Here is a 12,396-nt window from a genome sequence, read left to right as displayed (position 1 = left end):
CCCGTTCCGGGGGATATCCGCTCGACTCTACCCCTTTTCCTCCGGATATCCGCGTTCCACCCGGAATGCCGCCCGCCACTTTTCCCGGACCCCGACAGGAAGGCACGTCGCCCATGGAGCCGACCACTCTCACCACCGACCGCCTGCTCCTTCGGGCCCTGGGGCCGCAGGACGTCGAAGCGGTGTACGCCGCCTGCCAGGATCCGGAGATATCGCGCTGGACCACCGTCCCCTTCCCGTACACGCGCGAGCACGCCGCCGATTTCATCGAGCGGATCTGCGTCGAGGGCTGGCGGGACGACGCGGTGTACAACTTCGGCGTCTTCGCCCGCGACGGCGGCGCCCTGGTGGGCTGCATGGGCCTGGTGCGGCTGGCCGGAACCCTGCCCCCGCCCACCCGCCAGGCCGAGCTGGGCTACTGGACGGCCGAGCAGGCACGCGGCAAGGGCTACACCGCGGAGGCCGGCCGCGAGCTGTGCCGCTGGGCCTTCACGTCGCTGGGCGCCGAGCGCATCGAGTGGTACGCCGAGGCCGGCAACGAGGGCTCGCGTGCCGTCGCCCTGCGGATCGGCTTCGTGATGGAGGGCACGGCGCGCTCCAAGGTCGTCAGGGAGGGGGTCCGCCGCGACATCTGGGGCGGCGCGCTGCTGCCCTCGGACTGGGGACTGCCGACGGCCACCCCGTATCTGCCCCACGGCGGGTCGGCGGCGGGCTCCGCGCGCTGAACGGCTCGCGTCGCTCAGTGGTTCCGTTGCTCGGCGGGCCCCTTCGCTCAGGGGTTCGCGCAGGTCGGGGCCGATTGTCAGCGGGCCGTCCTACGCTTTCGGTCATGACGCTCCAGCCACCGCCCCAGCTCTCCCTGTCCGCCGACGAGGCCCGCAGGATCGCCCTGCGCGCCCAGGGGCTGCTCGGAGCGCCGGACCGGCGGGCCGGGACGCGCGGGGTCCTGCGTTCGCTCGGCGCGGTGCAACTGGACACGATCTCGGTGCTGGCCAGGTCGCACGAGCTGATCGCGTACGCGCGGCTGGGCGCGGTCGGCCGCGAGGCGGTGGAGCGGGCCTACTGGACCGACAACCACGCCTTCGAGTACTGGTCGCACGCCGCGTGCATCCTGCCCATCGAGGAGTGGCCGCACTTCGCGTTCCGCCGCCGGGCCCGGCGGGCGCGCGGCCACCGCTGGCACGTGCTGGCGGACGCCGACAAATCCACCGCCGCCGTTCTGGACAAGCTGAAGGCGGAGGGTCCGCTGACCTCCACCCAACTGGGCGGGGCCAAGAACGGTGGCCCGTGGTGGGACTGGTCCGAGACGAAGATCGCCGTGGAGTGGCTGCTGGACACCGGCGAGGTGGTGGTCACCGAGCGTCGCGGCTGGAAGCGGGTCTACGACCTGGCCGAGCGGGCCGTGCCGCCCGGTCTGCTGCACGACGATCTCGATGACGCCGAGTGCATACGGCGCCTGGTCGCACAGGCGGGCGCCGCGATGGGGGTGGCCACCCGCGCCGACCTGGCGGACTACCACCGGCTCAAGGGCGAGCAGGTCTCGGCCGTGATATCCGACACCGGGCTGGTGCCGGTCGAGGTCGAGGGCTGGAGCAAGCCCGCCTGGGCCGACCCGGCGGCGCTGGCGAGCGAACCGCGCGGCCGGCACCGCACCACCCTGCTGTCCCCGTTCGACTCCCTGGTCTGGGACCGGCCGCGCACCGAGCGGATCTTCGGCTTCACGCACCGGCTTGAGGCCTACACCCCCAAGCCGAAGCGGGTCCACGGCTACTACGCGATGCCGCTGCTGGCCGGCGGGCGCCTCGTGGGGCGGATCGACCCCGGCCGGGAGGGCCGCACGCTGGTGGCGCGGCAGGTCACGCTGGACGGCCCCAAGGCCGTGCAGGCCGCCGCCGACGCGCTGGCCGAGGCGGCCGGCTGGGTCGGCTGCGACGAGGTGCGGGTGGACGCGGTGCTGCCGCAGACACTGCGCGAACCCCTCGCGGCCGCCGTCCAGGCCACCCACGACCGCCGCTGACCGCGATACGGAGATACGGAGATACGGAGATCCGGCGATCCGGCGATCCGGCGTGGCGGTCCCGGTCCGCCCGCCGAGCGGTCGTGTCCGGTCGCCCGGCCGGCGGACGGGGCCCGTCGGCCGGTCTAGCGGATCTCCAGGATCTTCTCCCGCATCGCGTAGACCACGGCCTCCATCCGGGAGTGCAACTGCAGCTTCTCCAGGATGTTGCGCACATGGTTCTTCACGGTGTTCTCGCTGATGAACAACTCCTTGGCGATGTCCCGGTTGTTCATCCCGGTGGCCACCAGCTTGAGCACCTCCAGTTCGCGGTCGGTGAGCTTGGGCGCGGGCAGCAGCCTGCGCTCGTCGGTGCGCTGGATCATCGACTTGAACTCGGTCAGCAGCTTGGACGCCATCGACGGGCTGATCTGCGACTGGCCGTCGGCGACCGCCCGGATCGCAGTCGCCACCTCGTCGGTGGAGATCTCCTTCAGCAGGTAGCCGGTCGCCCCCGCCTTGATCGCCTCGTAGAGGTCGGCCTCCTCGTCGCTGATCGTCAGCATGATGATCTTGGCGCTGGGTGCGACCTCCTTGATCGACGTACAGGCCTCGATCCCGCCGCGGCGCGGCATCCTGACGTCCATCAGCACGATGTCCGGCAGCAGGTCCGCGGCCTTCTCCACCGCCTCGGCACCGTCACCGGCCTCGCCGACGACCTGGATGTCCTCCTCCTGGGCGAGAACGATCTCCAGGCCCCTGCGGAACAGCGCGTGGTCGTCGACCACCAGCACCCGGATGGGTTCCGCGCGAACCGGGCCGGTGGCCTCCTGGTAGGGGGCCGGGCCGCGCTCCCCAGGGGCTCGGTGTTCGGCGTCCGGCATCAGATCCTCCCCCTCAGACCAGAGTTGGCCACTGGTCCAGCATTTCACGTCGCAGCATGGTGGTGCCCCCAGGACGAACCCGGGGGCACCTGACGGAACTTCGTCCGCCGACTCGGTCAGCGGTGCAGTGCGCCGCCGGCCCCGGACGGAGCCTCCGACCCCGTCTCGTCGGTGTTCAGATGGATGACGCCGTAGTCGTAGCCGTGCCGGCGGTAGACCACGCTCGGCTGCTTGGTCTCACTGTCGACGAACAGATAGAAGTCGTGCCCGACCAGTTCCATCTCGTAGAGCGCCTGGTCGAGCGCCATCGGCGCGGCGGCGTGGGTCTTTTCCCTGACCACGAGGGGGCCCTCCCCGCGCACTTCGAGGCGGCCGATCTTCGTGGTCGGTACGGTGGCCTCCCCTTCGGCGTCGGCGCCGAACGTGCCGTCCCCGTTGATCGTGGCCACCCCCGGGACGCTCAAGGCGACCTCCGCGGCCGGGATGCGGCCGGGCCCGCGGCGGGTGTGCCGCTTGTCGGCGGCCTTGCGCAGCCGCGCCTCGAGTTTGGTCACGGCCGCGTCGAGAGCGGCGTACGGGTCCGCGGCGGCGGCTTCCGCACGGACCACCGGGCCACGACTGTTCAGCGTGATCTCCACTCGGTCGGCGCGGTCCGCCTGCCGGGGGTTGAGCTCCTTGGACACCTCGACGTCGAGGCTGATCACCTTGCCGTCGAGTTTCTGGATCTTGTCCAGTTTCTCGGCCACGTGCTTCCGGAACCTCTCAGGAACCTCTGTCTTGCGGCCCTTGACGACGATGTCCACGCAGAACTCCGTTCCCGGACCGCCCCCTCAGTGCGGGGCGATCCCTTTCCTGAGGCCGACCGGACATCGCGCCCGGGCCGGCGCTGCGTCTGCTGCCGCTTCGCCTCCCGGGGCTCTCCGGGTACCACGAAGCCGCGGCTTTCACCTCCTCATGCCCCACCGGGAAGATCGACACCCCAAGTGTTCGCTTCCCTTACCCCCGAACATAGACCCGCGGCGCGGAAGTCGGCATCCCCAACACCGCCTTGCCTCCATTCGGGTGAAACTGTCCTTTGCTACCTGCGGTAATAGACATACGAGCGGTTTTCGGGATCACGCGGGCCGGCCACCACGGCCGCCCCCGCGACCAGCCCGCCGGCGACCGTGACGGCCCTGGCCGCCACGGTGAGTGACGTCCCGGTCGTCATCAGGTCGTCCACCAGCACCGCCGGCGCGGCGGGCAGCAGCGCGGTGGCGCCCCCGGCCGCCACCACCGCGCCGGACAGGTTCGCCGACCGGGCGGCAGCGGGCAGCGAGGACTGGTCGGCTACGGGGCGCCGCTGCCGCAGCACGGCCGCCACTTCGGCCGGAATCCCTCGCCCGCGCAGCTCCCGGGCCGCGGCCCGGGCCATACGGACGGTGGCGTCGTGCCCGCGCCGGGCCACCGCCATCCGCGACGAGGGCACGGGCACCAGCAGCATGGGGCCGGTCACGCCCACCCGCTGGACGGCGGCGGCCAGTGCCGTGCCCAGCGGCCGGGCGAGGCCCAGCGCACCGCGCTCCTTGTGCGCCAGGACGACGGCCCGCACCTCGTCCCCGTACCGCGCGGCCGCCCAGACCGGAGGCAGGCCGGGCGGCTCGGGTGACGGACGCACGCGCCGCGCCGGGACCGCCCCGCCCAGCAGTCCCCGGCACCGCTCGCACAGCTCCGTCCGCGGGAGCCCGCAACCCGCGCAGTCCACCGGCAGCACCAGTCCGGCGATCTCCTGCCACCAGCCCCGCATGACTCCACAGTGACGGCCGCCGCGGGCGCGCCGCCAGTCACCCGTTCGGGGGCTGTGGACAACCTACGGCCGCCTCGCGCTGGGCCGCGTCGCCCCGATGGCCCGGGGTCACCCCGGATAGACCGGACTGGTGCCCTTGGGCAGGAGCTGCTTCCAGGCCACGTCCGCGGGCAGCCGGTACACGTAGCCGTTGTAGGAGGCCAGCAGCGGCCTGCTCTGGTCCTCGGAGGCCGCGACGGACGCCGCCTCGCTCACACCGGGAAGAGCGGCGCCCGCGGAGCCGTCCGTGTTGACGTACTGGATCTGCTGCACACCGCCCATGACGCCGCCCAGGACCACCAGCCTGCTGGAACCCGCCCAGGACACGGAGGTCACCTTCTCGTCGGGCGGTGTCAGCGTGCGCAGGCCGGTCACCGCGAACTGCGGGTCGTCCAGGGTGCCGCCGCGCGCTATCCGGCCCAGCTCAAGGGTCGAGGAGTCGCCCTGCTTGACCACGAGCGCGATCAGTACCCCGTCGGAGGCGACCCGCAGCGACTCGATCCGGCCGGTCAGCCCGGGAACGGCGACCTCGCTCGGCTGCCCGGTGCCGCCGCGCAGCATCAGCAGTTGCCGCGCCGCGGGGTTCCGGTCGGCCACCCACAGATCGCCGAAGCCGTCCCAGCTCGGGGCGCTCAGTCCGTCGTTCTTGGTGTCCTGGGCATGGCTGGTCAGCACGGGCGCGCCGAACGACCCTCCGTCCACCAGCGATCCCACCACCAGTGACTTACCGTTGGCCCTGACCGCGGCCGCCTCCCGTTCGTCCTGCCGTACGGCGACGGCGTCCAGGTCGGCCTTGCCCGTGCCGAAGGGCCCGGGCACCGGATACGCCTTGGTGTCCTCCCCTGTCACCGAGACAAGCTGGTGCTGGGCGTCGGAGGTGATGTAGTACTCCCTGGCCGGCGTCCCGGACGTCTTCGGCGGACCGTACTGCTGCGCCTGGGCCGCGGTCATGACGCAGGCCGTGGACCCGTCGGCGTGGTCCACCTCGGCCGAGGCCAGCTTCGGAGACGCCTCCTCGTGGACGGTGGCGAACAACTGCGCCGCGAACCGTACGCACTGCTGCCCGCCCAGACCGTCGGCGGCGTGGTCGAGCCGCACCTTGAGGTGCTGGGAGTCGTCCAGCGTGACGCCGTGGTCGTCCCCCTTGTCGTACAGCCGCGCCTGCCGCGGCACCGCTGTCGACACCACCGGGTCCAGCCACTCGGTGGGACCGGCGAGCAGCGCGGAGACCGTGGGCACCAGCGGGTCGCTGTCGTTGCGCAGGTACACCGGATCGGCCACCAGCGGCTCCGCCGTACCGCCGGCGCGCTGCGCGTCGGTGCCGACGTCGGCGAAGTAGTACATGTCCACCGAGTGGTACAGCCGCTGGAAGTTCGACAGCGACATCACCAGGCCGTCCGCCAGCTCGTCGATGCGCCACTCGTTCTTCACCCGGCTGAGGTGGAACGAGGTCTCGAACGAGCCCTGGGCCGGCCGGTAGGCGTGCTGGACGTCGACGACGGCCGCCTCCTGCCCCGACAGGTTCACCCGCACCCAGCCGTCCTTGCGGCTGATCCCGGTGTCCTCCTTGGTGTCGGGCTCACCTCCCGCGTACACGGTGATCTTGGCGTACGGGTTCCAGCTCGCGGCGGCCTCGGCCGTCAGGTACTTCTTGGCGGTCGCGAAGTCGGTCTCGTCGCCGGTGGTGGCCTCCAGGAAGCCGTTGACGATGTCGGGCGCGCTCTCACCGGCGTGCGGCGGCAGGCCGAACACCCGTGTCTGCGACGGTCCGCTGTCCTGCCGCTGCCCGTCGCCCACCTTGCGCACCTCGCCGCTGCTGGGCATCGAGGCACAGCCGGCCAGCAGCACCGCGCAGACCGGCAGCCAGCCATGGCGCAGCGACCGCCGACCCCCCAAAGCACGCATCAGACGTCGTCCTCCCGAGCGGTTTCCCTGCGCTCCACCACGCGCGCGCCGCTGCCGGGCATCGCCGCGGGGTCGGCGGCCGGCGGCCACGGCGGCACGCTCGGCTTCGGCGGTATGGGCGGTATGGCGGGTATCCGTGGCGCGGGAGTCCGCCCGGCCACCGGGCGGACTCCGCCCGTACCGGTGCCGGCGAACCCACCGGCGCCGGGCACACCGTTCATGCCGTTCGCGCCATTCGCGCCGGGCGCACCGTCACCCGCGGCAGAGCCGCCGGGGTCGGCCGGGCCGCGCGCGGCGGGAACGCCTGCGTACCCCGGGCCGCCCGTACCCGGGCCGCCGCCCGCCATGCCGCGCACCGGTCCGGCCGCCGCGCCGCCGACGGCGCCGTTCCCCGACACGGCACGCGGGACGGGCAGACCCGGCGGCCCCGAGGCCCTGGCCGGCAGGCCGGAGGTGTTCAGTCCGCGGTTGCGCCGCGAATCGTCCGGCTCCAGCGGTATCGGCGAACCGCGCAGGCTGTCGCCGGCCGTGCGCGGCAACGTCATCCTGAACTGCGAGCCGCCGCCCGGCTCACCCCACGCCTGCAGCCAGCCGCCGTGAAGTCGCGCGTCCTCCACCGCGATGGACAGCCCGAGGCCCGTGCCGCCGGTGGTGCGTGCCCGCGCCGGGTCGGCCCGCCAGAAGCGGTTGAACACCCGGGTGGCCTCGCCGGGCTTCAGCCCGACCCCGTAGTCCCGCACCGCGACCGCGACCGCGCCGTCGGCCGTCGCCAGCCGCACCACCACGTCCCGGCCCTCGCCGTGCTCGATCGCGTTGACCACCAGGTTGCGCAGGATGCGCTCGACCCGGCGCGGATCGGCCTCGGCTATCACCGGCTGCGCGTCCCCGCGCACCGTGACATGGCTGCCCTTGCGCTCGGCCAGTGGTTCCGCGGCCTCCACCACGCGGCGCACCACCTCGCGCAGGTCTATCGGCTCGGCCGACAGCTCCGCGGCGCCCGCGTCGAAGCGGCTGATCTCCAGCAGGTCCGACAGCAGCGACTCGAAGCGGTCGAGCTGGTTCTGCAGCAGTTCCGCCGACCTGGCGGTCACCGGGTCGAAGTCGGTCCGGGCGTCGTGCAGCACGTCCGCGGCCATTCGTACGGTCGTCAGCGGGGTCCGCAGTTCGTGCGACACGTCGGAGACGAACCGGCGCTGCATCCGCGACAGGTCCTCCAGCTGCTGGATCTTGACCTGCAGGTTCTGCGCCATCTTGTTGAAGGACTCACCGAGCCGCGCGATGTCGTCCTCGCCGGTGACCTGCATCCGCTCCTGCAGCCTGCCGGCCGCCAGCCGCTCGGCGATGCCCGCGGCCATCCGGACCGGCGTGACCACCTGCCGCGTCACCAGCCAGGCGATGGCGCCGAGCAGCACCACGACGAATATCCCCGCGGTCGCCAGCGTGCCCTTGACCAGGCCGAGCGTCTTCTCCTCCTGGTCGAAGGGGAAGAGGTAGTAGAGCTGGTAGGTACCGCCGTTGATGTCGGTCATGCGCTTGCCGATCGCCAGGCCCCGCTGCGTCCCGGTGTCGGTCTTGATGACCGTGTATTCCTCGAGCGCGCCGGTGTGCGTCTCGACCGCGTCGCTGAGGCTCTTGGGGATGCTCGGCACCGGGAGCACGCCGCCCGAGCCGCGCGGCCCGTGCAGGTAGGCGCCGCCCTCGCCGAACGACTTCCCGGAGTCGGCCGCCGGGCTGAGGGTGACGATGTAGTAGACGCCCTTGCCGCCGCTGGAGAACTGGTCGACCAGGTTGGTCACCCAGTTCCCGGAGTCCACTCCCGTGTTCGGAGTGCCGGACCCGGCTGTGTCCTGCGTCTGGGTGCCCCGTTCGGCCATCGACTTGGCGAGCGCGAAACCACTGGTCGCCTGGTTCTCCGCGGCCTTCTCCTTGGCGTCCAGCAGGCCGTTCTTGACCTGGCCGATGACGACGAAGCCCAGCAGCAGCACCACCCCGACCGACATCAGGAGCGTGAACGCCACCACCCGCAACTGGATGTTGCGCCGCCACAGCCTCGTCGCGGGCTGCACGGGACGCCGTGCCCAGCGCAGGAAGGAGCGGATCACCGGCAGCAGGCCCCGCATGGGGCCTGCCAGCCGGCTCTCCAGCCGCTCACGCTCGTAGGACGCGCGCATGTCAGCCCGGGCCCGCCTTGTAGCCGACCCCGCGAACCGTCACGACGATCTCCGGACGCTCGGGATCCTGCTCCACCTTCGACCGCAGCCGCTGCACATGCACGTTCACCAGCCGGGTGTCCGCCGCGTGCCGGTAGCCCCACACCTGCTCCAGGAGGACCTCACGGGTGAACACCTGCCACGGCTTTCGGGCCAGCGCCACCAGCAGGTCGAACTCGAGCGGGGTCAGCGCGATGGGCTGTCCGTCCCGCTTCACGGAGTGCCCGGCCACGTCGATCACCAGGTCGCCTATGGTGAGCTGCTCGGGCGTCGGCTCCTCGGCCCGCCGCAGCCGCGCCCGCACCCGGGCCACCAGCTCCTTCGGCTTGAACGGCTTGATCACGTAGTCGTCGGCGCCCGACTCCAGGCCGACCACCACGTCCACGGTGTCGCTCTTTGCGGTGAGCATGACGATCGGCACGCCCGACTCCGCCCGGATCTGCCGGCACACGTCGATGCCGTCCCGCCCGGGCAGCATGAGGTCGAGGAGGACCAGATCCGGCTTGGTCTCCCGGAAGGCCGCCAGCGCCTTGTCGCCGTCCGCGCAGAACGACGGCTCGAAACCCTCTCCGCGCAGCACGATGCCAAGCATCTCCGACAGCGCGGTGTCGTCGTCGACGACCAGGACACGTCCCTTCATACCGACCATCATCCCATTTGCATATCGGTTCCCGTGACCATGGGTGACCGAGGTCACGGAAAGGGCCATTGTCCATGAATGTCCATGGACGTCCAGCGGAATCCGTCGCCCCGATGTCAGCCGTGGATCTCACTCCGCCGCCGGCCGCGACCCTGGATCATGCCGCCAGTATGGCCCGCCCCGGGCACCCGCGGCACCTTCGAGCCCCGACGCCTGTGGACAACTCGTCCGGGACGCCACCGTTCGGTGTCGCGGCGGTCCGGATCCGCCGCGGCACCGAACGGTGTGACCTGCCGCTACGTCCTGTAACGGCACTCGGTCACTGCTGCGAGCACATTTCGGCCAGCCGCTCCCCGGTCACCGGCGAGACGACGCCCTTCTCCGTGACGATCGCCGTGATCAGCTCCGGCGGCGTGACGTCGAACGCCGGGTTGTACGCCTGCGTCCCCAGCGGCGACGGCGCCAGGTCCGTCACCTCACTGCCCGCACGCTGCTCCACCTCGATCGACGCGCCGTCGGGCGTGCGCAGGTCCACCGACGTCGTCGGCGCCACCACGACGAAGGGCACGTGGTGGTACTTGGCCAGCACCGCCAGCGGATAGCTCCCCACCTTGTTCGCCGTCGAGCCGTCCGCCGCGATCCGGTCCGCCCCCACCAGGACCGCGTCCACCTCGCCCGCGGTGAACAGCGACCCCGCCGCGCAGTCCGCCAGCAACGTGTACGGCATCTCGGCGCGCGCCGCCTCGTACGCCGTCAAACGCGCCCCCTGCAACAGCGGCCGTGTCTCGTCGACCCACAGCCGGCGCAGTTCCCCGGCCTTGTGCGCTGCCATCACCACCCCCAGCGCGGTCCCCTCGCCGCCGGACACGAGCGCGCCCGTGTTGCAGTGCGTCAGGAGCCGGTACCCGCCGCCCGGTACGAGTTCCGCCAGCAGCCGCTCCCCGTGCGCGGCCATCGCCGTGCTCGCCGCCGCGTCCTCCGCGTGCAGCGCCCGGGCCTCCGCCAGCACGGCCTCGGCCCGCCGGCCGTCCTGCGCCCCCTCGAAGGCCGCCACAGCCCGGCGCACCCCGTACTCCAGGTTCACCGCCGTGGGCCGCGCCCGGGCCAGGAGTTCGGCGGCCTCGTGGATGTCGTATCCGCGGGCCGCCGCGAGCGCGATCCCGTAGGCGCCGGCAAGCCCCAGCAGCGGAGCCCCCCGTACCGCAAGGTCGCGGATCGCCCCGACAAGAGCCTGCACATCCGTACACATCAACTCGACCTCCTCCTGCGGAAGCCGGGTCTGGTCAAGAAGCACGAGTACCGGACCTTCCGGCGGCTCCTCCCACCGCAACGCGGGAATCACACCGGACTCAGGTCGCGCGAACTGATCACCCATTCCCTCAGTCTGCCCTCCCGGACCGCCTCAAAGGCAGCCCATGGCACGATGGCGGCTTGGTCCTACGCACGCACACCCGAAGGGGCGGCCACCGATGACGAACACTCCGGGCTGGGCAACGCCCGGATCCTCCGGCTCCTCCGAGCCGGACGCCGGCGACAGCTCCGCCCCCTCCTCCACCCCCGATCCCGGTCCCCCGTCCGACCCGTCCGAGAACCGCCCGCCCGCCTCGGATACGGGACGGGGTACGGATCCGGGTGCGACGCCGCCGAAGCCGGAGGCCGAGCAGGCGACGCGGGAGGACGCGCCGCAATCCGCCGCCGAGGGCCCTGGGAGCCCGCAGAGCGGCTGGTCGCGGCAGCAACCGCCGCCGGTCGCGGGGTGGGCCCGGTGGACGCCTCCCTCGGCGCCGCCCGCCCACGGCGGCCCGAGGTGGGGAAGCCAGACGCCTGGCGGCGGCTGGCAGGCACCCGGCGCGTGGAGCAGACCGGCCGCGCCCAAACCGGGCGTCATTCCGCTGCGACCGCTCGGCGCGGGCGAGATACTGGACGGCGCCATCGCCACGCTTCGGCTGCACTGGCGGGCCGTCATAGGGGTCACTTTCGCCATCGCACTGGTCACGCAAGCCGTCGCAGTCGTCGTCCAGGGTCTGTGGAACGACGACGACCGCCTGCGCAGGCTCCAGGACAACCCTGATCCGAGCGTGGGCGACATCGTGCACGCGCTCGGCGGCACCATGGGCTGGATGGGCCTGGCCTTCATCACAGTCATGATCGGATGGTGCACGGCGACCGCGTTCCTGACCCTGGTCATCAGCCGCGCGGTGCTGGGCCGTCCCGTCGCCGCGGCCGAGGTGCGGGGTGATGCCACACCTCGTGTGGGGCAGCTCTTCGGCCTGGCCTTGCTCCTTCCCTTCATCGGCGCCGCGGTGCTGGCCGTCTCCGTGCTGCCAGGGGCACTCGTGTCCCTCGCGGGTGCGGCCGACGGGGGCGCCGCCCTCGCCTCGCTGGGCCTCCTGGGGGGCTTCGTCGTCCTCGTCTGGCTGCTGGTGCAGTGGAGTCTGGCGGCGCCCGCCCTGATGCTGGAGAAGCAGGGGATCGCGGCGGCCATGAAACGGTCGGCCAAACTGGTACGGGGCGACTGGTGGCGCGTGCTCGGCGTCCAACTCCTGGGCCTTCTGCTGTCCTACCTCGTCACGGCCTTCGTCAGTCTGCCCTTTACTCTTCTCTCGCTGTGGCTGACCGGTGACGGTGGTTTCAGCGGTTTCCTGTCCGGCGATTCCTCGCCGAGCTGGTCCTTTCTCATCCTCTCGGGCGTCGGCGCCGTCATCGCCTCGACCCTCACGCTCCCGATCAGCGCCGGCGTGACCGGCCTTCTGTACATGGACCAGCGCATTCGCCGGGAATCCCTGGACCTCCAGCTCATCCAGGCCGCGAAGGACAGCTGAGCCGCGGAGCGGCGGGGCTACGGGGATGCACAACCGGTCCCCGGGCCTCGCCGAAGGAGCGCAGCAAAGGGGCTGGGGTCCCCGAAGAAAACGGGCTGCCCCAGCCGCAAAAAA

Annotated in this window: 10 protein-coding genes; 3 read left to right on the top strand and 7 right to left on the bottom strand. The window is 72.0% G+C overall.

Annotation, left to right across the window (positions count from 1 at the left end; all coding sequences use genetic code 11):
- Positions 1–113 precede the first annotated feature (113 nt).
- Complete coding sequence (locus K7G61_RS00050; protein WP_225844384.1) at positions 114–725, top strand: GNAT family N-acetyltransferase; 612 nt, start codon at positions 114–116, stop codon at positions 723–725.
- Between the two features lie 104 nt (positions 726–829).
- The gene (locus tag K7G61_RS00045) at positions 830–2,017 is read left to right on the top strand and encodes a winged helix-turn-helix domain-containing protein (protein ID WP_225844383.1); all 1,188 of its coding nucleotides are present in this window, start codon (positions 830–832) and stop codon (positions 2,015–2,017) included.
- A 125-nt stretch (positions 2,018–2,142) separates the two neighbouring features.
- On the opposite strand, the gene K7G61_RS00040 is transcribed toward K7G61_RS00045, so the two are convergent.
- From K7G61_RS00040 to mtnA, 7 genes are all read right to left on the bottom strand, one after another.
- Complete coding sequence (locus K7G61_RS00040; protein WP_225844382.1) at positions 2,143–2,880, bottom strand: response regulator transcription factor; 738 nt, start codon at positions 2,878–2,880, stop codon at positions 2,143–2,145.
- A gap of 116 nt (positions 2,881–2,996) precedes the next feature.
- On the bottom strand, positions 2,997–3,683 hold the full coding sequence (gene hpf, locus K7G61_RS00035; protein ID WP_225844381.1) for a ribosome hibernation-promoting factor, HPF/YfiA family: 687 nt from the start codon (positions 3,681–3,683) through the stop codon (positions 2,997–2,999).
- 275 nt (positions 3,684–3,958) lie between these two features.
- A complete protein-coding gene (locus K7G61_RS00030; RefSeq protein WP_225844380.1) occupies positions 3,959–4,666 on the bottom strand; it encodes a ComF family protein in 708 nt (235 codons plus the stop codon).
- Between the two features lie 108 nt (positions 4,667–4,774).
- Entirely contained in the window at positions 4,775–6,610 is a 1,836-nt protein-coding gene (locus tag K7G61_RS00025; protein WP_225844379.1) for an LpqB family beta-propeller domain-containing protein, read from the bottom strand.
- Entirely contained in the window at positions 6,610–8,730 is a 2,121-nt protein-coding gene (gene mtrB / locus K7G61_RS00020; protein WP_374204022.1) for an MtrAB system histidine kinase MtrB, read from the bottom strand. The genes K7G61_RS00025 and mtrB overlap by 1 nt, the downstream gene beginning before the upstream one ends.
- A gap of 52 nt (positions 8,731–8,782) precedes the next feature.
- On the bottom strand, positions 8,783–9,472 hold the full coding sequence (mtrA, locus tag K7G61_RS00015) for an MtrAB system response regulator MtrA (RefSeq protein WP_308190557.1): 690 nt from the start codon (positions 9,470–9,472) through the stop codon (positions 8,783–8,785).
- Positions 9,473–9,779: 307 nt separating this feature from the next.
- The gene (gene mtnA, locus K7G61_RS00010) at positions 9,780–10,835 is read right to left on the bottom strand and encodes an S-methyl-5-thioribose-1-phosphate isomerase (RefSeq protein ID WP_225844376.1); all 1,056 of its coding nucleotides are present in this window, start codon (positions 10,833–10,835) and stop codon (positions 9,780–9,782) included.
- A gap of 94 nt (positions 10,836–10,929) precedes the next feature.
- Here mtnA and K7G61_RS00005 point away from each other — a divergent pair, with 94 nt between their 5' ends.
- On the top strand, positions 10,930–12,282 hold the full coding sequence (locus K7G61_RS00005; protein WP_225844375.1) for a hypothetical protein: 1,353 nt from the start codon (positions 10,930–10,932) through the stop codon (positions 12,280–12,282).
- Positions 12,283–12,396 lie beyond the last annotated feature (114 nt).

The organism is Streptomyces sp. HPF1205 (assembly GCF_020400825.1).
Classification (GTDB): domain Bacteria; phylum Actinomycetota; class Actinomycetes; order Streptomycetales; family Streptomycetaceae; genus Actinacidiphila.
Note: the sequence above shows the minus strand (reverse complement) of the source record. Positions and strands in the feature narration are given on the sequence as shown.

Excerpts from the sequence above, each read along its gene's own strand:
- K7G61_RS00040 (WP_225844382.1), bottom strand. The coding sequence starts at position 2,880 with ATGCCGGACGCCGAACACCGAGCCCCTGGGGAGCGCGGCCCGGCCCCC.
- mtnA (WP_225844376.1), bottom strand. The coding sequence starts at position 10,835 with ATGGGTGATCAGTTCGCGCGACCTGAGTCCGGTGTGATTCCCGCGTTG.
- K7G61_RS00050 (WP_225844384.1), top strand. The coding sequence starts at position 114 with ATGGAGCCGACCACTCTCACCACCGACCGCCTGCTCCTTCGGGCCCTG.
- K7G61_RS00045 (WP_225844383.1), top strand. The coding sequence starts at position 830 with ATGACGCTCCAGCCACCGCCCCAGCTCTCCCTGTCCGCCGACGAGGCC.
- mtrB (WP_374204022.1), bottom strand. The coding sequence starts at position 8,730 with ATGCGGGGCCTGCTGCCGGTGATCCGCTCCTTCCTGCGCTGGGCACGG.
- K7G61_RS00030 (WP_225844380.1), bottom strand. The coding sequence starts at position 4,666 with ATGCGGGGCTGGTGGCAGGAGATCGCCGGACTGGTGCTGCCGGTGGAC.
- K7G61_RS00025 (WP_225844379.1), bottom strand. The coding sequence starts at position 6,610 with ATGCGTGCTTTGGGGGGTCGGCGGTCGCTGCGCCATGGCTGGCTGCCG.
- mtrA (WP_308190557.1), bottom strand. The coding sequence starts at position 9,472 with ATGATGGTCGGTATGAAGGGACGTGTCCTGGTCGTCGACGACGACACC.
- K7G61_RS00005 (WP_225844375.1), top strand. The coding sequence starts at position 10,930 with ATGACGAACACTCCGGGCTGGGCAACGCCCGGATCCTCCGGCTCCTCC.